The following is a 20,462-nucleotide window of genomic DNA, read 5'->3' on the forward strand; positions in this document are numbered from 1 at the left end:
AAACCGGTCGCGCGCAAGGTGATCCGGACCCTCGGCTCAACCGCCCAGCAGCGGCCCGGTCGCCCGGTCCAGTACCGAACCGATACGGTCCCAGGCCTCCGTGTCCCGTTCCACGGCCGGGAGTTCGGCGTCCTCGGCCTTCGCGTTCCAGCGGGTCGCCACGGCCACCGGGTCGCCGCCGCCGGCCGCGGACGCGGCGAGCGCCGCGGCGCCCAGCGCGACCAGTTCACCGCTGCCCGGCACGATCAGGGGCCGCCCGGAGAGGCGGCGCACCGTCTCCACCCAGGTGCGGCCCTGGGCGCCGCCGCCGATCAGCCGCAACGGCCGGCCGGCGACCTCGGGGTCGGCCGGGTCGAGGCCGCACGCCCGCAGGAGCTCGTCGAGCGCGCGCAGCACGGTGAAGGCCGCGCCCTCGTAGGCGGCGCCCAGCAGTTGCTGCGGAGTGGTGTCGTGCCGGAGCCCGGTGAGGAGACCGGACGCGGTGGGCACGTCCGGGGTGCGCTCGCCGTCCAGGTAGGGGAGGAGGACGGCCTCGCCGCCCGGAGCCGCGTCGTCGCGGTGCAGGCCGAGCAGGGTGGCGACCTTGTCGACGGCCAGGGTGCAGTTGAGCGTGCAGGCCAGCGGGAGGTACGTACCGTCCGCTGCCGCGAACCCGGACAGCGCGGTGGAGTCCGGCCGGGTCCGGGACGCGGCGAAGACCGTGCCCGAGGTGCCGAGGCTGAGGACGGGGTGGTCCAGGAGCCCGGCACCGCCCAGTCCGAGGCCGACGGCGGCGCTCATGTTGTCACCGGTGCCCGCCGCGACGGCGATCCCGGCCGGCAGGCCGAGCGCCTCGGCCGCGGAGGCCGTCAGGGAACCGATGCGGGTCGCGCCCGTGGCGGCGAGCGGGGGCAGCATCGAGACGTCCAGGCCGAGCAGATCGAGGAGCTCGGCGTCGTAGCCGCCGGTGTCCGTCGAATACCAGCAGGTGCCCGAGGCGTCGCCCGGGTCGGTCGCCGCGGTGCCCGCGAGCCGCTCGGTCAGGAAGTCGTGGGGCAGCCGCACGGCGGCGGTCGCCTCGGCGTTCGCCGGGTCGTTCTCCCGCAGCCACTGCCACTTCGTCGCCGTCATGGCCGCGACCGGCACCGAACCTGTCCGCGCGGTCCACGCCTCCGGCCCGCCCAGGGCGGCGATCAGCGCGGCTGACTGCGGGGCGGAACGGGTGTCGTTCCACAGCAGCGCCGGGCGGAGCGGCCGGCCGGACCGGTCCAGGGTCACGAGGCCGTGCTGCTGTCCGGCGACGGCGATACCGACGACGGAGGACGCGGAGAGACCGGATTCCTTGAGCCCGGCGGCGACAGCGTCGCACAGCGCCCGCCACCACACCTCGGGGTCGCTCTCGCGCGCCCCGCCCTCGCCCGTGACCACGTGCGGGGCGCGGCCGACGGCGAGCAGCTCACCGGTCCCGGTGTCGGTGACTGCCGCTTTGGTGGACTGGGTGGAGCTGTCCACGCCGATGACGACGGTACGCGGCGGCATGGGCTACCTCTTCTCGTGCGGGTGGTGGTGTGCGGTTTCGGTCAGGCTGATTTTGATCGTGCGACAAACAAATTACGTGATGGGGGGCGTCCGGAACAGAGGGCTCCCGTGTTTCGTCGCGCGGGAGGTTTGCGCCCATGAGCACCCCGGACCAGATTAGTCAGGCGAGTGAACAAATATACGCCGCGGGCCCCTGGCCCGGCATCCGCAGGCCGATGGGGCACCGGTCGTGGGCGGGCGGGCGTGCGGGGCGGAGCGGGTACCCGCCCCCGCCGTGGGGCCTCAGCCCTCGAAACGTTCCGTCGGCCGGGCGTACGCCACCGGGTCGGCCAGTACGTCCTGCACCACCAGGGCCGCCGCGCCCCGCGCCGCGTCACCCGCGACGGACGAGGCCCGCAGCCGGCCGCTGCCCCGCGACCAGAGGCCGGACACCACCCGGTCCGTCAGCTCCTCGTCGGCGGGTGCCGAAAGCCACGGCATCAGGCCCCGGTACATCCCGCCGAGCACCACCGCGTCCGGGTCGAACAGATTGACCGCGCCGGACAGCACCCGCCCCAGCATCCGTCCGGCGTCGCCCACCGCGGCGACGGCCCGCGCGTCGCCCGCCTGGGCGCGCCGCTCCAGCTCCAGCACCCCGGCCGCACCGCCGCCGGACTCCTCGACCCCGGCCGCCCGCAGCAGTGCGGACTGACCCGCGTACTGCTCCAGGCAGCCGCGGGAGCCGCAGCGGCACTCCGGACCCGTCGGGTCGACCACCACATGGCCGATCTCCCCGGCGAAACCGTGTGCGCCGCGCAGCAGTTGGCCGTCCAGGACCAGGGCGCCGCCGACCCCGATCTCACCCGTCAGATACAGGAAGGTGCGGACCGGGTCGAGCCCGCCGAACCACAGCTCCGCCAGTGCCGCCAGATTCGCCTCGTTCTCCGAACGCACCGGCAGCGGGGCCGTGCCGGGGCGCAGCCCGGCCAGTGACTCGGCGAACAGGGATTCGGCCGGGACCTGGTTCCAGCCCAGGTTCGGGGCCTGGCGCACCGAACCGCCCGAGACGAGTCCCGGCAGCGCGAGCGTGGCTCCGACCGGGTACAGCTCCTGCTCCCGTGCCGAGTCCAGGGTGCGTGCGGCGATCCGGGCCGCCCTGGCCAGCACCTCGTCGGGCGGGGCGCCGCGATTGTCCAGATGCTCGGTCTGCCGGACCCGGCCGGTGCCGGCGAGATCCACGACGCACACCGAGACGTAGTCGATGTTGACCTCCACGCCGAGCCCCGCGGGGCCGGTGCGTGCCACCTTCAGGGCCGTACCGGGGCGCCCGGCCTGCCCGCTGAAGGTCTTGCCCGACTCGGTGAGGAAACCGCTGTCGAGAAGCTGTTCGACCAGCGAGGACACCGCGGCCCGGGTGAGCCCGACCCGGGCCGACACACCGGCCCTGGTCGCCTCGCCGGCCTCGCCCTCGTCCCGTACCGCGCGCAGCACGAGACTCAGGTTGTGGCGTCGCACGGTGTCCTTGTCCGCCTTGGACCCCAGGGGCGTGAGGTAGCTCTTCATATCATCGTCGAGCCTATGTGATGCGTGGTGGGGAGGAGCCCGCGGTGCGCGGGCTCCACCCCACCGATCAGCCCCGGTACGGGGCCGGGCGGAGGGTCACATGTCCGCCGCGTCCGTCACCGCACCCAGGTCGACGAACTTGAAGCCGGTCGCCTCCCGGCCCTCCTCGTCGCCCGATGCCGACGTCTCGTGCCCGTCCTGGACGACCAGCAGGCCGTTCGGGTAGCGGCTGCCGAGGGGCTCGTTCAGCACGGCGGCGCCGTCGCACTCCTCGCTGCCGTCGAGGTCGTCCGACACAGCGGTGATCCGGAAGCCGCCCTCGTACTCGTTGTCCTCGGAGATCTCACGGTCGTACAGGGCGAAGGTGTTGTCACCCTGGCTGGACGCCATCAGGTAGCCGTCGCCGTCGGACTCGCGGAAGAGCGTCAGCCCCTCGACGTCGGCCGCCAGCCGCTTGCCGCCGAAACCGGGGTCGGTGCCGGGCGCGCACTCCTCGGTCTCCGGGTCGTACGTTCCCGGGACGCCGTACTCGCGGACCTTGTCCACCAGGACCGGGCGGCCGTCGAGGTTCGCCGGGACGCGCCAGATGCCGACGTCCTCCTGGCCCGCGTAGAGCGTGCCGTTCGCCGGGTCGACGACCATGCCCTCGACCTGTGGCAGTTCGCCCGGCTCACCGCACGGGGTCCACGACGTGCTGTTCGGCAGCCGGAACGAGGACGGCAGGGAGAGCGTGCGGATCTTCTTGTAGCCGACCGTGCCCGAGGCCGTAGGAAGCAGTTCCAGCAGGGCGAGATCGGTGGTGTTGCGCCGGCTGACGAGGGCGTACGAGCGTCCGGTGCCGCGGTCCTGCCAGGCGGCCAGCCCGTACGCGGTCCTCTGGTCGTTGATCTCGGCCTGGTCCGCCGAGAAGACCGGGGCGGCGGCCGGGTCCGTGACGTCCTTCAGCGGCTGCCCGGGGCGCGACGGGTCGATGCGGTAGATGCGGAGGCGGTCGTTGCCCCGGTCGCTCACCACGGCCACGTCGGCGCGGCCCGTCGGCGTACGCAGCCCGGTGACGAGATCCACGTTGTTGAAACGGCCCGGCGCGTCGTCCTCGGTGGCGGCCGACGGTGCGGGAATCGACTGAACGAGCGCGGCGTCAAGGCCGTAGACCCGGAGCCCGCCCTCCTTCGCCGTCGCGACGACCAGGCTGCGGTCCGGGTCGGCGCCGTTGCGCCAGATCGCCGGGTCGTCGGCATTGGCGTTGCCGCCCGCCGCGTCGTCGTACAGCGCCTTCGTCTCGGCCGTGGCACCGAGGGCCGGCAGTGACCTCGCCTGGGCGGACGACAGCGGGACGAGCGTGATGAGGGCCGCGCCCATCAGGGCGGTGGCCGTCAGGCGCGGGGAGCGGGGCATACGCACGGATGCTTCCTGTCGTGAGAAGTGCATGTTCATGACTTGCCAGGAAGTGTCCGGTGACGGCGCGGTGTTCAGGTGTCGGATCGGTGTGGGGGAAACGGGCGGAAGATGAATTCGGGCCCCTCGTGCGACGGTCCGGTCCCGGCGGCGACGCGTGCCACCGGGACCGGACCGGGGCCCGGCCGGGTTCAGGGCCGCTCGCCCCGGGCCTTCAGCATGTCCGCCATGAGGGCGATCTCGGACTCCTGGCCACGGACCATGCCCGCCGCCAGGTTCCTGACCTCGTCCGTGCCCGCCGCACCGGCCGCGGCCCGCGCCATGTCGGCGCCCGCGCGATGGTGGACGGTCATCAGCCGGAGGAAGAGCACCTCGGCGGCCCGGCCCTCGGCCGCCCGCAGTCGGTCCAGCTGCTTGTCGGTGGCCATGCCCGGCATCAGGGAACCGTCGGTCGGTGTGACCGTGTGCCCCATCCAGTCCATGGGCGGCCGGTCCGAACTCTTCGGCCTGTCCCACGTCTCCAGCCAGCCGAGCATCATGCCGCGCTGGTTGGCCTGGGTGTTGATGATGTCGTACGCGAGCCGCCGGACGTCCTCGTCGTCCGTGCGGTCCCGGACGACGAACGACATCTCCACCGCCTGCTGATGGTGGATCGACATGTCCCGGGCGAAGCCCACGTCGGCCGATGCCTCGGCAGGGGCGGACACCCCGGAACCCGACGCGGACGGGAAGGCCGAGGACGGCCGTACGACCATCACCAGCACCAGTCCCACCGCGACCAGGAACACCACGGCGCCGGCCACCAGCAGCGAACGGGGGGCGCGCGCGGCCGACATCACTGGGCGACCCCGCCGCTGCAGGCGGCACCCGGCTCGGGGGTCTGCGCGCCCTGGACGTACTTGGTGAAGAACTGGGCGACACGCGCGTCGGTGGCGCTCTTCACCGTGAGCTGCTTGCCCCACGCGCTCAGCATCAGCGGGTCCTTCTGGTCGGCCACCGGGCTCATCAGGGAGTAGGGCGTCCTGCCGACCCGCTCGGCGAACGCCTCGACGTCGGCGTCCTTCGCCTGGTCGTTGTACGTGACCCAGACGGCGCCGTGCTCCAGGGAATGCACCGCGTTCTCGTTCGGTATCGCCTTGGTGTAGACGTCCGCGTCGCAGTTCATCCAGACCGGGTTGTGGTCCCCGCCGACGGGCGGGGTCATCGGGTAGTCGACCGGTGTCCGGACATGGTTCTGCTCCAGCTTGTCCCAGGACCGCTCGCCGGTGACGGGGGAGGTCCTGGCCTGCTCCTCGGCCTTGTCCTGCTCGTCGGCGGCGGACATCAGATAGCCGCCCCCGGCGACCAGCCCGGCGACCACGACGACGGCGGCGGTGATGGTGATGATGCGGCTCCGGCGCTCGATGGCCCGTTCCTTGCGGCGGGCCTCCTCGAGCTTGGCGCGGCGCGCGGTGGCAGGGCTGTTCTGGTTCTTGGCGGAAGCCATGTCAGGGTCCTCGGGTTCAGCGGAACGCAGGCGCGGGACACGCGCGATGCGGGGGGAAAGGGGCATGGGGGAGGCCGCCCCCGGCGCCGGTCACGGCGGGGGGAGGGGCGGACCCGGAGGCCTCTAGACCCGTTGGACCTGCAGACGGAGACGATCGACGGAACCCACACCGTCGTGGGAGGGACCCCGGATGGCGGCGGCTCCGGTGAGCGGATCCGCCGGAATGACGACCGAGGCACAGGGGAGCGCGACAGGGGCGGTGGAGCCCGGGAGCACGACGGGCGTCGAATGGCTCGTCGCCCCGTGGCAGGAACTGCCCGGACCGCGCTCGTCCGGGGCCTCGGCCCTGACGACCGACACGGCGGCGGACGGCACCGGGGCGAGGGCCCGGACGGCGGACACGGCGGCGGACGGCACCGGGGCGAGGGCCCGGACGGCGGACGCGGCAGGCGCCTCGGTCCTGGGCCCGGCCGTGGCGGAGGGGGCGCAGCAGAAGAACACGGCCACCAGTGCCAGGAGCCAGCCCAGCACGACGAGCGGGGTGAATCCGCCCCGTCGCGCCGTCCGCTCAGTCCGCCTGGTCATCGCCGCCATCGTACGGTGCGTGAAGATTCAATGAGTGTGGGGCCGCAGGTTGGCAGGATAGTGTGCCTCGGTGACCACGCAATCGAACATACCTGCGGGCTGGCATCCGGATCCTCATGGCGCACCCCAGCTGCTGCGCTACTGGGACGGTTCCCGGTGGACCGAGCACACGCATCCGGCCCAGGCGCAGGCCGCCGCGCAGGCCCCGGCGCAGGCCGCCGTGCCGCAACAGCAGGTGCCGCAGCAGGTGCCGCAGGCCACCGCGCCGCAGCAGATGGCCCCGCAGGCCGCCGTGCCCCAGCAGCAGATGGCACCTCAGCAGGGCTTCCCGCAGCAGGGCGTCCCTCAGCAGGGTGTCCCTCAGCAGGGTGTCCCTCAGCAGGGTGTCCCTCAGCAGGGTGTCCCGCAGCAGGGTGTCCCGCAGCAGGGTGTCCCGCAGCAGGGTGTCCCTCAGCAGGGTGTGCCCAGTGCCGGGTCGCTGTTCAATCAGCAGGTCCTGGTCGTGAACCAGAAGGCCAAGCTGGTCGAGCTCACCAACGAGTACCGCGTCTTCGACCAGCAGGGCGCCACCGTCGGTTCGGTCGTCCAGGTCGGCCAGAGCGCGCTGCGCAAGGTCCTCAGGTTCGTCTCCAGCATCGACCAGTACCTGACGCACCGGCTGGAGATCCGCGACGCGTACGGGCAGCCGGTGCTGCTCCTGACCCGCCCCGCGAAGTTCATCAAGTCCCGTGTCGTCGTGCAGCGCCCGGACGGGCAGCCCGTCGGTGAGATCGTCCAGCAGAACGCCATCGGCAAGATCAACTTCGCCATCATGGTCGACGGCCGGCAGGTCGGCTCCATCAAGGCGGAGAACTGGCGCGCCTGGAACTTCGCCATCGTCGACCACAACGACGCCGAGATCGCCCGGATCACCAAGACCTGGGAAGGGCTCGCGAAGACCATGTTCACCACGGCGGACAACTACGTCCTGCAGATCCACTACCAGCTGCCCGACCCGCTGCTGAGTCTCGTCGTGGCGACGGCGCTGACCGTCGACACCGCACTCAAGCAGGACGCCCGCGGCTTCGGCTGAGCGGCCCCTGCCCCGTGGGGCGGTGGGCCCTACGGGGCGTGGACGCCGAAGGCTGCCCCCTGCGGATCGGCGAGCACGGCGACGGCAGGTCCGCGCGGGATACGCGTCGGCGGCACGATCGGCTCGCCGCCCGCCCCCAGCGCCGTGGCTGCCGTGGCCTCCACGTCGACGACCGCGAAGTACGGCAGCCAGCGGGGCGGCGTATCCGGCTCCTCGTCGTCGCCCATCGCCTTCAAGCCGCCGAACTCGGCACCGTCCACGCCCCAGTGGGTGTACCGCTCCGTCGCGTCGACCGTCCAGCCGAACACGGCCCGGTAGAAGGCCGTCGCGCCCTCCGGGTCGGGGGTCCGGAGCTCGGCCCAGCCCAGGCTTCCCGGATCGTTGAAGCGCCCCGCGCCCGCGAAGGCGCGGGCCTGCCAGAGCGAGAACACCGCACCGGAGGGGTCGGCGGCCACCGCGAACCTGCCCTGGTCGAACACGTCCATCGGCCCCATCAGCAGCGTGCCGCCCGCCGAGGTGACCGCGTCCACCGCCGCGTCCGCGTCCTTCGTGGCGAAGGAAACCGTCCACGCGGGCTGCTGCTCCGGACGGTAGACGGGGCTCAGGGCGGCGACCGCGTCCTCGCCGATGCGCTCCATCGTGTAGCCGCCCGCCTCGGGCCGCGGGTCGGTCTCGGGCCGCCACCCGAAGAGCGCGGCGTAGAACGCCTTGGCGCCGGGCACGTCCGACGTGCTCAGCTCGACCCAGCAGGGGCCGCCGGGTACCGGTTCGGTGAGCTTCATGCCGCTTCCTCCCGAGGCGCGCCGCACGGCGCGTTCCTACGCTGTTGTGGAGACGCTATGACCGCGCGAGGACGTCGGCGACCGGAAGCGGCCGTGCCCCCGCAGGCTCCCGGAAATGTTTTACGGGTGTAATACCTGCTAACGTAATTGGGTGAGTGATACAGCCGTGCGATCCCGGAAGCCATCCGTCCACAAGCTGCCGGTGACCGGCACCCTGCGGCTGAAGAGCCCTGCGGAGATCTGGTTCAAGCCCGCGCTGAGCGTCGTCGTCGCCTCCGCGGTGCCGAATCTGCTGCTGTACTCCATCGACCGCCTCGACCTCGTGATGTACACGATGGCGGGTTCGCTCTGCGCGCTCTACGGACACAACCTGCCGTACGCCCGCCGCGCCCGCACCGTCGTCGGTGTCGTCCTCGGGATGGTCGCGGGCCTCGCCGTCGCCCTGCTCACCGCGTCCGCCACCGACTCGACCGCCGTCCTGATCGCCGTGGGCGCGGTCCTCGCGGCCGTGCAGAGGACACTCTGCGACGCCACCCGCATCGGCCCGCCGGGCAACGTCATCTTCACCTTCATCACCTCGGCCGCGCTCTTCGCCCCGCAGGAGCTCGGCCAGGTGCCCGGACACCTCGCGTTGGCGCTGGCCGCGGGCGCCTTCTCCTGGCTGGTCACCGTCGGCCCCGCCCTGGGGCGCAGGGAGGGGCCCGAGCGCCGGGCCACCGCCCGCGCCCTCGACGCCGCCGCCGCCGTCGTGGCCGACCCCGGCCCGCGGACCCGGCACGCGGCGGCCGCCGCCGTCCAGGCCGCCTGGCAGTCGCTGCTCGCGGCCGGGAAGCCCACCGCCGTACGCCAGGAACTCGAACGTCTCGTGGTCCACGCGGAACGGGCCCTCGCCACAGCCTCGTCCGACGGCCGCGTCAGCGGCGCCGACGCCGAGCAGCTGACCGCGTGGGCGGCACAGACCCGGGCCCGCGGCCCCGTACCCAGCCCGCCGCCCGCACCCGGCACCGTCGAGCAGCTCTTCGGCATCGACGCCGAACGGTCCGGGCAGCGGATCAGGCGCGGGCGCCGCGAGGCGCGGCACCGGATCCTGCGCGCCCTCGCGCCCGGCTCCCCGGTGCTGACCACCGCACTGCGCACCCTGGTCGGCTGCGCCCTTGCCGGATACGTGTCCTCGGCCCTCGGCGTGGGCCACCCCTACTGGGCCATCGTCACCGCGGCCTCCGTCTACCAGCCCAACCTCGCCCTCTCCTGGAGCCGGGCACTCCAGCGCGTCTTCGGCAACCTCATCGGTGTGATGGTCTTCGCAGCCGTCATTCCGGTCGCCCGGCTCGACCCGCTGGCCCTCGTCCTGTGCGTCCTGTTCTTCAACTTCGCCGCCGAGGCCCTGATCACCCGGAACTACTGGCTCGGCTCCGTCGCCGTCACCCCGATGGCCCTGCTGATCGTGGAATTCGCCGGAGCCCAGCAGGCCGGAGTGCTGATCAGCGACCGTGCCCTGGACACCCTCGTCGGTGCGGCCGTCGGACTGCTCGCCGCCGCCGCCGTACCCAACCGCCGGGCGGGCGGCCGTGTCGAACGGGCCCTCGCCGCCACGGAGGAGGCCCGCGCCCGCGCCGAACGGGTCCTCGCCGACCCGGCCGCCGACGCCCTCACCCTCGGAACGGCCCGCAGAAGGCTGACCTGGGCCCTTGTCGAGCTGCGTGACGCCGGCGACATCGCCGCGGGCGAATGGTGGCAGCGCGCCCTGCCCGAGGAGGAGATGCTCGCGGCCGAACAGGCAGGACACCGTACGCTCGCGGCGACAGCACAGCGGCAGGGACCGATCACCCTGCCCCCTGCGAACGGAGCGGTGTGACCGACGACATCGTGGCCTCGGTGGTACGGCAGTGGCATGCCGTCAACCCGGAGCTGGACACCGGACCGATGGAACTCATCGGCCGCATCAACCGCTGCGCGGCCCTTCTCCAGCAGGCGGAGGACGCCCCGCTGCGCGCCGCCGGACTGACCCGCGCCGAATTCGACCTGCTCGGCGCGATGCGGCGCAACGACCGCGAACTCACCCCCGGTGAGCTGGCCCGCGAGACCTTCTCGTCGGGCGCCGCCGTCACGAAACGGCTCCGCGCCCTGCAGGAGAACGGTCTGATCGGCCGCCGCAGCGACGTCCGGGACCGCAGGGTCGCGTATGTCGGGCTGACCGACGAGGGCCGCGCACTGGTGGACCGCCTGCTGCCCGAACAGCTCGCCTACGAACGCTCCGTGCTGTCCGGCCTCGACGAGCGGACCCGCGACAGGCTCAGCGGGCAGCTCAGCGAACTCCTCGTGCACCTGGAGGGCCGCCTCGGCGGGGCCCGCCGCTGAGGGAACCGGCCCGGGGAGCACGCCTGGGCGGGCCGGCGTCCTCGGGGAGGCCGCCGCCCTCAGGGCGGGCCGGCGGACAACAGGGCGGCCGACCGGCGTAGTTGCTCCGCCCGTTCGGCCAGGGCCGCGTCGTCGCCGCGGTCGGCCGGGGAGGCCGCGCTCAGGGCCAGCCGGTCGCGCCGGCTCGCCCCCACCAGGGTCACCGCCACGGCGTGCAGCCCCGGTACGCACTCGCCCCTGCTGAAGGCCCGGCCGAGCTCACGGACCTCCGCGAGCTCGGCCAGCAGCCCCGCCCGGGAGACGAGGGTGCGGGGGGTGACCGCGGTCAGCCGCTCCTGCGGATAGAGGGCGCAGACCTGATCGGCCGTCAGCCGGGCGAGGAGGATCTTTCCGGCCGCGGTCGCGTGGGCGGGCAGGGACCGGCCGGTGTCCGGCATCACCCGCACCGGGTGCGCCGACCCGCGGCCGTCGGTGAGGACGACCTGACCGCCGATCAGTGCGGCGCTCTGCACGGTCTCCCCGGTCCGCCGTACGGCGTCGTCCAGAACCGCCCCGAGCCGTACACGCAGTTCCGCGCCGAAGCCCGCCGGACGGCCGAGCAGCAACAGCTCGGGCCCCGCCTCGTAACCACGGCCCGAGGGGTCACGCGCCGCGAAGCCGCGACCCTCCAGGGTGCTCAGGACCCGGTGCGCGGTGGACCGGCCGATGGCCAGCCGCCGGGCGGCCTCGCTCACGGTGAGTGTGTCCTCGGTGAGGAACAACTGCATCAGCCGGAGACCGGTGTCCAGGGACTCGATGGTGTAGGCCCGGGCCGGCATTTCCGCCGCGGACTCCCCGTACACCCGTCCGTCGATCATGAATCTGCTCCTTTCGATCCGATTCGATCACATGTGCCCTTGTCCCGTTGTGCGGTGCACTGGAATTCGCACGCGTGCGGGTTCTTCGCCTCAACGTTCGTGCATTTCTAGCTCCTTGCTGGAAACCTGTCCGTGGAAGCAAGGGTGGCACCCGGCGCATTGTCCCGCAGGGCGGTACGCGCTGGTCTGCTTTCCACCGATTCCCCTGAGTCGTCACTCCCCGCGTACGTTCGGAGGCGGTGTGTGCAAAAACTGGTGAGTGTATTACCGCCGGAATGCTCGCGCAGGGGGTTGGGTGAATGTGCCGAAGCGCTGTTCTGATCTGGCTAGGCTCACGCGCAGTGAAGTCGAGTTGATATGAATTCGAGCACTTGTTCATAACTGTCCGTACAAGTGCGTCTACCTCCCGAATCAACCGCCAGAGGGTTCAGATGGTTCGTGTTGAATCACCGCCGACAAGCAGAGACATCCCCGTGGTCCGCGCCGCGCTGTTGCCCGTCGTGCTGATGGCCGGTGCCACGGCGGCCGGCGCGGTGCCGGTCACCGGGGCCACCCGGACGGCAGTCGTCTGGTGCGGTGCGATCGCCACAGCCGTGGTCGCCACGCTCGCCGTCGCACTCAACCGCCGCAAGCGGGCGGCGCGCGTCCAGCGCGCCGAGTACGAAAAGCGCATCGCCCACCTGGAACACCGCATCGCCGCCCACGACCAGGAGACCGTACGGCTCACCAAGGAACTCCTGCCCGCCGCGATCCGGCGGCTGCGTGCCAGCAACTCGCCGCAGGAGGTGATGCGCGACATCGTCGACGCGGACGAGTCCTCCCGCAACCTCCCCAAGGCGCAACGCGCCCTGGTCCTCCAGGTCCTCGACATCATCGACAACGAGGAGGCGATGCGTGACTCCGCGCAGCGCGCCTTCGTCAGCGTCGCTCGCCGTGTCCAGGCCATCGTCCACCGACAGGCCAGTGAGCTCAGGGAGATGGAGGACCACCACGGGCGCAACCCCGAGGTCTTCGACGACCTGCTCCGCATCGACCACGGCACCGCACTGATCGGACGGCTCGCCGACTCCATCGCGGTACTCGGCGGAGCCCGGCCCAGCCGTCAATGGCCCAAGGCGGTACCGCTGTTCAGTGTGCTGCGCGGTGCCATGTCCCGGATCCTCGAGTACCAGCGCGTCGATCTGCACTCGATCGCCAAGATCGCGATCGTCGGGACCGCGGTCGAACCGCTCATCCACGCCTGCGCCGAACTCCTCGACAACGCCACCCGCTACTCCCCGCCGCAGACCCGGGTGCACGTCACAGCGGTCGAGGTGCAGACCGGCATCGCCATCGAGATCGAGGACGGCGGGGTCAGTCTCAGCGAGGAGGCCCGCGCACGGGCCGAGAACATGCTCGCCCAGGCCCAGGCCGGCATCAACATGAACGACCTCGGGGAGTCCCCCCGGCTCGGCATGGCCGTCGTGGGCCGCCTGTCCCGGATGTACCAACTCCAGGTCTCCCTGCGGCAGTCCGCGTACGGCGGTGTCCGTGCCGTGCTCATCGTCCCCCGCGACATGATCACCACCGGGCCGGCTCCCGGAATCGCGCACGGCATCGGTGCCACCTCGCGCCCGCAGAGCTCGCTCGACATGTCGCAGCTGCAGCACGTCGTACCGCCGCGCGGCAAGCGCAAGGCCCGTCCCGCCGCGACCGGGCCGGTCCCGTCGGTCACGGCCCCCCCGGCCGGATCCGCGTCCGCGGCCCGGCCCGCCGTCCCCGTCGCGATGGACGACGACGAGATCGTGGTCACCGAGTGGACGGCAGGCGGACTTCCGCAGCGTCGCAGCCGCGGTCGCGCGCCTCTCGGTTCGCACAACCTTCCGCAGCAGCACGCGGCCCAGGCCGCCGAGCCCGCCGCCGGAGCGCACCACAACGGACACCACGGCACCAACGGCGGACGGCCGGGCGGCGACGAACCCCCGCCCGGACTCTGGCTGGAGGCCTTCACCCAGGCCGTCAACGGTGTGCCGCAGGAACCGAGGAACGGCGAAGACTCTGACGACGCGTGGGACAAGGGAGACCTGAAGTGATCCAGCAGCGGGGAAACATGGACTGGATGCTCAAGGAACTGGCCGACGACGTACCGAGCATCCACCAGATCGTGGTGCTCTCCTCGGACGGCCTGCGCATCGCCCGGCACGGCGGCGACCCCGATGTCGCCGACCGGCTCGCGGCGGCCTGCGCCGGACTGCAGAGCCTGGCCGCCGCGGTCGCCACCGAGATCCCGTACAGCGACGGCCTGATGAAGCTCGTCGTCATCGAGGTCACCGGCGGGTTCTTCTACCTGATGGCCGCAGGGACCGGCGCCTACCTCGCGGTCCTCGCGGGGGAGACCATCGACGCCGGACTGGTGGGCGCCCGCATGCGCGACATGGTCGTCCGCATCGGCGCGCACCTGACGAGCCCTCCCCGACATGACGGGCAGGCCGGATGAGTGCTTCCCGACGAGAACGCCGAAAGGCCGATCCGGCGCTGAGCGACCCGGAACGGCTGTACGTGATCACCGGTGACACCGGCGGTGAGAGGGCCGCGCTCGACCTCGTCACCATGGTCGTCGCGCAGGCCGAACCGTCGCCGACGGTCCAGCCCGAGCAGGCCGCGATCCTGCGGCTCTGCAGGGCACCGTTGTCCGTCGCCGAGATCTCGGCCTATCTGAGCCTGCCCTTCAGCGTGGTCACCTCGCTCCTGACGGAACTACTGGCGACCGAGCTGATCGAATCGCGCGCGCCCATCGTCCGCGCCGCGCTCCCGGACCGGTCCCTCCTCGAAGCGGTGATGCATGGACTTCAGAAGCTCTGACACGATCACGGGCCCCCGCACCGAGGACGTCCTTCCCACCACGGCCACGGCCGCGGTGAAGGTCGTCATCGTCGGAGGGTTCGGGGTCGGCAAGACGACCATGGTCGGCTCGGTGAGCGAGATCCGGCCCCTGACGACCGAAGAGACCATGACCCAGGCCGGCGTCGGCGTGGACGACAACGTGGGGGTGGAGAGCAAGACCTCCACCACCGTCGCCATGGACTTCGGCCGGATCAGCCTCAGCGAGGAGCTGATCCTCTACCTGTTCGGCACCCCCGGCCAGGAACGCTTCTGGTTCCTGTGGAACGGGCTGTTCGAAGGCGCCCTCGGAGCCGTCGTCCTCCTCGACACCCGGCGGCTCCAGGTCAGCTTCGACGTCATCGGCCGGCTGGAGGAGCGTGGCGTGCCGTTCGTCGTCGCCGTCAACACCTTCCCCGACGCGCCGAATCACCCCGTCGAGGCCCTGCGCAACGCCCTCGACCTGCCGGAAGAGGTCCCGATAATCGACTGCGACGCCCGGCTGCGCACCTCCAGCCGTGACGTGCTGATGACGCTGATGCGCTACCTGCACAGCCTGGCCGTCCCCCTCGCCTGACGGTGGCGCGCGTCCCCCTCCGTGCACCCCCCGTCCCGAGCGTCCCCTGCCCGAACCCTGGAATGCCCTATCCCTGGAGCATCTGTGAACTCCCCTTTCCAGCATGAACCCGGAGCGGCCACGGGGCCCGTTCCGCCCCCCGAATGCCCGGCACACGGCCTCGTCGGCGGCACCGGTCCCGGCGGTCTGCGACGGCTGTTCGGCCCCGAGGCCGAGGAGGACCCCGCAGCCCTGTACGACAAGCTGCGCGCCGAACACGGCACCGTGGCACCCGTACTGATGCACGGAGACGTCCCCGCCTGGCTGGTGCTCGGTCACAGCGAGAACCTGCACATGACCCGGACGCCCTCGCAGTTCTCCCGCGACTCCCGGCGCTGGCGGGCCCTGCAGGACGGCAGCGTGGCCCCGGACCACCCGCTCGCCCCGGTCTTCACCTGGCAGCCCGTCTGTTCCTTCGCCGAGGGCGACGCCCACGAGCGGCTGCGTGGCGCGGTCACCGACAGCATGGCCCGCATCGACACCCGCGGGGTCCGCCGCCACATCAACCGGTACAGCAACCGCCTCGTCAACGAGTTCTGCCAGGGCGGCCGGTCCGAGCTGGTCACCCAGTTCGCCGAGCGGCTGCCGATGATGGTGATGTGCGCGATCATCGGCATGCCCGACGAGTACAACGACCGCCTGGTGCAGGCCGCCCGCGACATGACGCGGGGCACCGAGACCGCCGTCGCGAGCAACGACTACATCATCGGCGCGCTGAACCGGCTGGTCGAACGCCGCAGGGCCGCCCCGGCCGAGGACTTCGCCACCTGGCTCGTCGAGCACCCCGCCGGGCTCACCGACAAGGAGGTCGCCGAGCACCTGCGGGTGGTCCTCATCGTCGCGTACGAGACGACCGCCAACCTCATCGCCAACGTGCTGCGCATGGTGCTCACGGACCCCCGCTTCCGGGCCAGGCTCAGCGGGGGCCATATGACGGTGCCCGAGGCGGTCGAGCAGACCCTGTGGGACGAGCCGCCGTTCACCTCGATCCTGGGCCGCTGGGCGGTCGGTGACACCGAGCTCGGCGGGCAGCAGATCAAGGCCGGCGACGCCCTGATCGTCGGCATCGCGCCCGCCAACACGGACCCCGTCGTACGGCCCGACCTCAACGCCAACATGGAGGGCAACCGTGCCCACCTGGCCTTCAGCAGCGGACCCCACGAGTGCCCCGGCCAGGACATCGGGCGCGCCATCGCCGACGTCGGTGTCGACGCCCTGCTCATGCGGCTCCCCGACCTGGAACTCAGCATCGACGAGAGCCAGTTGAGCTGGGTCGGCAACTTCGTCTCACGGCACCTGGTGGAGCTTCCCGCACGGTTCGCCCCGAGCCCGCAGCAGGAGGTCGAGGCTGACCCGCCGATCGCCCCCCGGCGGCGGCCCGGCAGCGACTGGGAGGTGCCGTCCCCCGCCGCACCCAGGGACACCAAGGCCGTCCCGACGGGACACGCCCCGGCCGGCGTACGCACCGCCGATCCGGTGGCCGCGCCCGACGAGAGCGTTGTCATTCCCGCCCAGCGGACCGGGCCGGGCAGGATCTGGCACGCCGTCACCCGCTGGTGGAACGGCCACTGACGGCAGCCGTGGGACCGGTGGCCCCGGACCCCACCGGTCCGGGGTGCCACGGCCTCGGGTGACGGCCCCGTACCATCGAGCAGCGTGAAGCTGACAATTCTTGGCGGTGGCGGATTCCGGGTCCCTCTCGTGTACGGGGCACTGCTCGGCGATCACGCCGAGGGCCGCGTCTCCCGGGTGACCCTGTACGACACGGACGCTGACCGGCTCACCGCCGTCGCCCGGGTCCTCGCCGAACAGGCGCGGGACGTCCATGACGCACCCGCAGTCGTCGCCACGGACGACCTCGACGAGGCCCTGCGCGGCGCCGACTTCGTCTTTTCCGCGATCCGCGTCGGCGGCCTCGCGGGCCGCGCGGCGGACGAACGCGTCGCGCTCGACGAAGGCGTCCTGGGCCAGGAGACGGTCGGCGCGGGCGGCATCGCGTACGGGCTGCGCACCGTGCCCGTCGCGGTTGCCCTGGCCCGGCGCGTCGCCCGGCTCGCACCGCACGCCTGGGTCATCAACTTCACGAACCCGGCGGGTCTGGTCACCGAGGCCATGTCCCGGCACCTCGGTGACCGGGTCATCGGGATCTGCGACTCACCGGTGGGGCTCGGCCGCCGGATCGCCCGGGTCCTGGGCGCGGACCCGGACCGGGCCCGGGTGGACTACGTCGGGCTCAACCACCTCGGCTGGGTGCGCGGTCTGGAGGTCGACGGCCGCGACGAGCTCCCGCGCCTGCTCGCCGATCCCGCCCTGCTCGGCTCCTTCGAGGAGGGCAGGCTCTTCGGCGCGGACTGGCTGCGCTCCCTCGGCTCGATCCCCAACGAGTACCTGCACTACTACTACTTCAACCGTGAAGCGGTCCGCGCCTACCAGGAAGCCGAACAGACCCGCGGTGCCTTCCTCCGCGACCAGCAGGAGGGCTTCTACGCCCGGATGAAGGACCCGGACGCCCCGGCGCTCACCACCTGGGACCGTACGCGCGCCGAACGCGAGGCCACGTACATGGCGGAGAACCGGGACGTGGCAGGGGCTGGTGAGCGCGAGGAGAGCGACCTGGACTCCGGAGGCTACGAACAGGTGGCGCTCGCCCTGATGCGGGCCGTCGCCCGCAACGAGCGGACCTCCCTGATCCTGAACGTCCGCAACCGGGGCACCCTCTCGGTGCTCGACGAGGACGCCGTCATCGAGGTTCCCTGCCTGGTCGACGCCAACGGCGCCCACCCCGTGACCGTCGATCCGCTCCCGTACCACGCGGTCGGCCTGGTCACCGCGGTCAAGGCCGTGGAACGCGCGGTGCTGGAAGCGGCGGAGACCGGCTCGCGTGCCGCGGCCGTGCGTGCCTTCGCCCTGCACCCGCTGGTCGACTCCGTCTCCGTGGCCCACCGACTGGTCGAGGGGTACACGAAGGTGCACCCCGGGCTCGCCTACCTCACGTCATGACCGGGGTCAGGCACCTCCCGCGGCCAGGAGTTCGCTGCTGACCAGGAGGTGCAGCTGGGCCGCCAGCCACGCGGCGGACCCGGCCGACCCGTCGCCGTCGAGCGTGCCCACCGCGCCCAGGAACGCCCGCAGCAGTGCGGCGGCACGCGTGAGTCCGGTCCGTGACAGGGCTGTCGCCGCGTCGTCGATACGGTCCCGGGCCGGGACGGAGAGGTGGCGGAGCCGCTGTGCGCCACCGCGGCCAGGGCGTCCACCGCCTCGTCGGGCGCCGCCGTCAGGGCATCGGACGGGCGGCGGGCCGCCGTCGCCAGAGCCGCCGGGCCGTCACCGGGCGCCAGGTCGGGCACGATCACCCCGGCCGGTGTCAGCACCGCGACAGGATCGATCCGGATCTCGCCGCCCGTGAGGTGGACCGAACCGCTGATATGGGCGGCCCCCTCCTCCAGCGCCCCGGCCAGCGCGTCGAGCGCGCCGGGGCAGACCGGCCGGTAGCCGGAAACCCACCAGCGCGCGATTGCCCGCCTCGTCGCGTAGGACAGCTTCCAGCCGCTGCTCGGCAGGGTCGTAACCGACACGTTCCACCTCCGAGAGGGGGACGATCCGCATCGACTCCGCCTCGACCCGTGGGCGGAGCCGGGGCGGCCGTCGGGCTCTTCGCCATCGGCGAGGCCCTGTGGGTCGCCGCCCATCTGCGCCGCTCCACAGGGAAGCCGATCCCCGTCGGCCGCCCCTGGCTCGGCAGGGAGGACGTCCGCCGCACCTGGAAGTCCTGGCTGCGGCCGTCCCTCCCACAAGGCGGCGAGCGCCGCCGGATCACGGACGAGGGGGACTCGGGCAGCTCGGTCCAGGACGTGGCGACCGGGGTGACACTCGTGGCGCCCACCCTGCTCCCGGAGATCGTCAGCGCACGGCTCGCGGTGCGCCGCGCGCTCTCACTGACCAGACTGCCTGTCGCCAGACAGCCGAGTGTCGTGCCGAGGTGACGACGCGTGGACAACCGGTGCCCGGTCAGTTCCTGCCCGTCGGCAGCCGCCCACCGCTTGTGCAGGACGAGGACGGCGGCAGCCCCCGGATGCGCGAAGTACACCTCCGCGGCGGCTTCTTCGCCCGTCGCCCGGACCCGGCATCCCAGCGACGTGAGCCGGACCCGGCGCAACCGCGTCTCACCGGACTCCCGTACGCCGAGCACCGAGGGGAGCGCGGCGGCGGCGCGTCGGGCGTGGATCTCGGTGAGCAGCGCCGCGACGAGCCCCGGACGGTGGCCGGCGCCACGTGCGGTGGAGCCGGACTGGATCCGGCCACTGACAACGCCCTCGGAAGGTGTCCGCGGCGAGGGGTCAGGGAGCGGGCACGGCGTTCGGCCGGCCGGACGGAGCCCAGGACGGTGCGACCCCGGTGACCTGGCACACCATGAGGAAAAGCGGAATCGGTGGCGTATAGGGCGTACGGCTGTCCGGTGCGTGGATCAGCCGGGGACGCACGGCCGGGACGTATGCACCCGTGGCGTACGAAGCCGGCTCCGGCCAGTCCAGATCGAGATCCGAGCCCGACGGGACGATCCACCACCACTGGTCCGCGTCGGCGAACACGCACCCGGCCCGCGGCAGATGGGACATCAACCGGAATCCGTATCGGGCGGGCACGCCGACCGCGTCGCAGCCCAGGCTCGCCGACAGCGCGGCCGGCAGCGGCAGCCGGACACGGCCCGGCACGCCGACGTCCTCCTGAGGACGGTCGACGCGCCCGCCGAACAGCTGGGACAGGGCCTTCTTCAGCATGCGCGCCCCGTGCCGTACACCAGCTCCGCCCACACGATGCGCCCCGAGCCGTTCCCCGCGTCGTGGGACCCCCACGCCGCGCTCATGGAGTCCACGAGCAGCAGCCCACGCCCGTGTTCGTCGTCCGCGGTGAGCTGCAGCCGTGGACCACCGGGCTGGTGGCCCTGGTCCTGCACCGACACGCGCAGCCGCCCGTCGGAGCACCGGAGCTCGCAGACGACCCGCGCGCTGGCGGTGTGCACCACGGCGTTGGTGACGAGCTCGGAGACGATCAGGATCGCCGCGTCGTACGCGTCCCCGCCCAGCCGCCACTCCTCGAGCCGGTCTCTCGTGAGGCGCCGCGCACCGGCCACCGACTCGGGGTGCGCGGGCAGCGCGAAGCAGTAACGGAGCGCTTCCGTCCCGGGACTGAGGTCCATGAGCCGGGGGATGAGCGCACTGCCAGGTGCCACGACCGATTCCTCACAGTGGGGGCTGCGTCACGCTTCGCACCGTACGGAAATGGGGCCGTACGCGACTACGTGAACTCGTTCACCCACCAACTCTCCCCCTGACGTGAACACTTGGCAAGAGGCACTCTGAAATTTCCAGAGTGGCAGTGTTCTTGGGGGCGA

21 protein-coding genes are annotated in these 20,462 nt (G+C 72.3%); 10 read left to right on the forward strand and 11 right to left on the reverse strand.

Translation table 11 applies throughout. The annotated features are described in order from the left end of the window. Nucleotides 1–36: 36 nt before the first annotated feature. From xylB to OG524_RS32100, 6 genes are all read right to left on the reverse strand, one after another. Nucleotides 37–1,518, reverse strand: a complete 1,482-nt coding sequence (xylB, locus tag OG524_RS32075) for a xylulokinase (protein ID WP_405387044.1) — start codon at nt 1,516–1,518, stop codon at nt 37–39. Between the two features lie 282 nt (nt 1,519–1,800). Continuing rightward, the gene (locus OG524_RS32080; protein WP_405387042.1) at nt 1,801–3,060 is read right to left on the reverse strand and encodes an ROK family protein; all 1,260 of its coding nucleotides are present in this window, start codon (nt 3,058–3,060) and stop codon (nt 1,801–1,803) included. A 96-nt stretch (nt 3,061–3,156) separates the two neighbouring features. After that, a complete protein-coding gene (locus OG524_RS32085) occupies nt 3,157–4,455 on the reverse strand; it encodes a phytase (protein ID WP_405812527.1) in 1,299 nt (432 codons plus the stop codon). A 191-nt stretch (nt 4,456–4,646) separates the two neighbouring features. Beyond that, on the reverse strand, nt 4,647–5,291 hold the full coding sequence (locus OG524_RS32090) for a DUF305 domain-containing protein (protein WP_405387038.1): 645 nt from the start codon (nt 5,289–5,291) through the stop codon (nt 4,647–4,649). After that, a complete protein-coding gene (locus OG524_RS32095) occupies nt 5,291–5,941 on the reverse strand; it encodes a DUF3105 domain-containing protein (RefSeq protein WP_405387036.1) in 651 nt (216 codons plus the stop codon). The genes OG524_RS32090 and OG524_RS32095 overlap by 1 nt, the downstream gene beginning before the upstream one ends. Nucleotides 5,942–6,064: 123 nt before the next feature. Then, a complete protein-coding gene (locus OG524_RS32100; RefSeq protein WP_405387034.1) occupies nt 6,065–6,535 on the reverse strand; it encodes a hypothetical protein in 471 nt (156 codons plus the stop codon). A gap of 61 nt (nt 6,536–6,596) precedes the next feature. Here OG524_RS32100 and OG524_RS32105 point away from each other — a divergent pair, with 61 nt between their 5' ends. Continuing rightward, on the forward strand, nt 6,597–7,598 hold the full coding sequence (locus OG524_RS32105) for a phospholipid scramblase-related protein (RefSeq protein WP_405812159.1): 1,002 nt from the start codon (nt 6,597–6,599) through the stop codon (nt 7,596–7,598). A gap of 29 nt (nt 7,599–7,627) precedes the next feature. Here the strand turns inward: OG524_RS32105 and OG524_RS32110 are convergent, their stop codons facing one another. Further along, the gene (locus OG524_RS32110) at nt 7,628–8,380 is read right to left on the reverse strand and encodes a VOC family protein (RefSeq protein WP_405812160.1); all 753 of its coding nucleotides are present in this window, start codon (nt 8,378–8,380) and stop codon (nt 7,628–7,630) included. 151 nt (nt 8,381–8,531) lie between these two features. Here OG524_RS32110 and OG524_RS32115 point away from each other — a divergent pair, with 151 nt between their 5' ends. Together OG524_RS32115 and OG524_RS32120 are read left to right on the forward strand one after the other, a co-directional pair. Next, entirely contained in the window at nt 8,532–10,235 is a 1,704-nt protein-coding gene (locus OG524_RS32115; RefSeq protein WP_405387027.1) for an FUSC family protein, read from the forward strand. Beyond that, nucleotides 10,232–10,738 carry a MarR family winged helix-turn-helix transcriptional regulator gene (locus OG524_RS32120; protein WP_405387025.1) on the forward strand — a complete coding sequence of 169 codons (507 nt, stop codon included), beginning with the start codon at nt 10,232–10,234 and terminating at the stop codon, nt 10,736–10,738. Before OG524_RS32115 ends, OG524_RS32120 begins: the two co-directional genes overlap by 4 nt. Nucleotides 10,739–10,797: 59 nt before the next feature. Here OG524_RS32120 and OG524_RS32125 read toward each other — a convergent pair whose 3' ends face one another. Continuing rightward, nucleotides 10,798–11,595 (reverse strand): IclR family transcriptional regulator, encoded by a 798-nt coding sequence (locus OG524_RS32125; RefSeq protein ID WP_405812161.1) that lies wholly within the window; start codon nt 11,593–11,595, stop codon nt 10,798–10,800. Between the two features lie 431 nt (nt 11,596–12,026). Here OG524_RS32125 and OG524_RS32130 point away from each other — a divergent pair, with 431 nt between their 5' ends. From OG524_RS32130 to OG524_RS32155, 6 genes are all read left to right on the forward strand, one after another. Then, nucleotides 12,027–13,667, forward strand: a complete 1,641-nt coding sequence (locus OG524_RS32130; protein WP_405812162.1) for a sensor histidine kinase — start codon at nt 12,027–12,029, stop codon at nt 13,665–13,667. Then, nucleotides 13,664–14,071, forward strand: a complete 408-nt coding sequence (locus tag OG524_RS32135) for a roadblock/LC7 domain-containing protein (RefSeq protein ID WP_405387020.1) — start codon at nt 13,664–13,666, stop codon at nt 14,069–14,071. Before OG524_RS32130 ends, OG524_RS32135 begins: the two co-directional genes overlap by 4 nt. Beyond that, nucleotides 14,068–14,436 (forward strand): DUF742 domain-containing protein, encoded by a 369-nt coding sequence (locus tag OG524_RS32140; RefSeq protein WP_405387019.1) that lies wholly within the window; start codon nt 14,068–14,070, stop codon nt 14,434–14,436. Before OG524_RS32135 ends, OG524_RS32140 begins: the two co-directional genes overlap by 4 nt. Continuing rightward, on the forward strand, nt 14,417–15,031 hold the full coding sequence (locus OG524_RS32145; protein WP_405387018.1) for a GTP-binding protein: 615 nt from the start codon (nt 14,417–14,419) through the stop codon (nt 15,029–15,031). The genes OG524_RS32140 and OG524_RS32145 overlap by 20 nt, the downstream gene beginning before the upstream one ends. 84 nt (nt 15,032–15,115) lie before the next feature. After that, complete coding sequence (locus tag OG524_RS32150) at nt 15,116–16,642, forward strand: cytochrome P450 (protein WP_405387016.1); 1,527 nt, start codon at nt 15,116–15,118, stop codon at nt 16,640–16,642. 84 nt (nt 16,643–16,726) lie between these two features. Beyond that, complete coding sequence (locus OG524_RS32155; protein ID WP_405387014.1) at nt 16,727–18,070, forward strand: 6-phospho-beta-glucosidase; 1,344 nt, start codon at nt 16,727–16,729, stop codon at nt 18,068–18,070. Here OG524_RS32155 and OG524_RS32160 read toward each other — a convergent pair. After that, nucleotides 18,055–18,645 (reverse strand): hypothetical protein, encoded by a 591-nt coding sequence (locus OG524_RS32160; protein ID WP_405812163.1) that lies wholly within the window; start codon nt 18,643–18,645, stop codon nt 18,055–18,057. The two genes, OG524_RS32155 and OG524_RS32160, sit on opposite strands and share 16 nt — an antisense overlap. 48 nt (nt 18,646–18,693) lie before the next feature. Between OG524_RS32160 and OG524_RS32165 the strand changes: the two genes are divergently transcribed. After that, nucleotides 18,694–19,053, forward strand: coding sequence for a hypothetical protein (locus OG524_RS32165; RefSeq protein ID WP_405393409.1), 360 nt, complete (start codon nt 18,694–18,696; stop codon nt 19,051–19,053). Between the two features lie 354 nt (nt 19,054–19,407). Here OG524_RS32165 and OG524_RS32170 read toward each other — a convergent pair whose 3' ends face one another. Both OG524_RS32170 and OG524_RS32175 read right to left on the reverse strand, forming a co-directional pair. After that, nucleotides 19,408–19,848 carry a hypothetical protein gene (locus OG524_RS32170; RefSeq protein WP_405387009.1) on the reverse strand — a complete coding sequence of 147 codons (441 nt, stop codon included), beginning with the start codon at nt 19,846–19,848 and terminating at the stop codon, nt 19,408–19,410. Continuing rightward, complete coding sequence (locus tag OG524_RS32175; protein WP_405387006.1) at nt 19,842–20,300, reverse strand: ATP-binding protein; 459 nt, start codon at nt 20,298–20,300, stop codon at nt 19,842–19,844. Before OG524_RS32175 ends, OG524_RS32170 begins: the two co-directional genes overlap by 7 nt. Between the last annotated feature and the right edge of the window lie 162 nt (nt 20,301–20,462).

It is taken from the genome of Streptomyces sp. NBC_01520 (genome assembly GCF_045040375.1).
Lineage (GTDB): Bacteria > Actinomycetota > Actinomycetes > Streptomycetales > Streptomycetaceae > Streptomyces.

Coding starts and splice junctions, on each gene's coding strand:
- xylB (WP_405387044.1), bottom strand. CDS start 1,518: ATGCCGCCGCGTACCGTCGTCATCGGCGTGGACAGCTCCACCCAGTCC.
- OG524_RS32145 (WP_405387018.1), top strand. CDS start 14,417: ATGGACTTCAGAAGCTCTGACACGATCACGGGCCCCCGCACCGAGGAC.
- OG524_RS32170 (WP_405387009.1), bottom strand. CDS start 19,848: ATGCTGAAGAAGGCCCTGTCCCAGCTGTTCGGCGGGCGCGTCGACCGT.
- OG524_RS32130 (WP_405812162.1), top strand. CDS start 12,027: ATGGTTCGTGTTGAATCACCGCCGACAAGCAGAGACATCCCCGTGGTC.
- OG524_RS32125 (WP_405812161.1), bottom strand. CDS start 11,595: ATGATCGACGGACGGGTGTACGGGGAGTCCGCGGCGGAAATGCCGGCC.
- OG524_RS32110 (WP_405812160.1), bottom strand. CDS start 8,380: ATGAAGCTCACCGAACCGGTACCCGGCGGCCCCTGCTGGGTCGAGCTG.
- OG524_RS32090 (WP_405387038.1), bottom strand. CDS start 5,291: ATGTCGGCCGCGCGCGCCCCCCGTTCGCTGCTGGTGGCCGGCGCCGTG.
- OG524_RS32100 (WP_405387034.1), bottom strand. CDS start 6,535: ATGGCGGCGATGACCAGGCGGACTGAGCGGACGGCGCGACGGGGCGGA.
- OG524_RS32095 (WP_405387036.1), bottom strand. CDS start 5,941: ATGGCTTCCGCCAAGAACCAGAACAGCCCTGCCACCGCGCGCCGCGCC.
- OG524_RS32140 (WP_405387019.1), top strand. CDS start 14,068: ATGAGTGCTTCCCGACGAGAACGCCGAAAGGCCGATCCGGCGCTGAGC.
- OG524_RS32085 (WP_405812527.1), bottom strand. CDS start 4,455: ATGCCCCGCTCCCCGCGCCTGACGGCCACCGCCCTGATGGGCGCGGCC.
- OG524_RS32080 (WP_405387042.1), bottom strand. CDS start 3,060: ATGAAGAGCTACCTCACGCCCCTGGGGTCCAAGGCGGACAAGGACACC.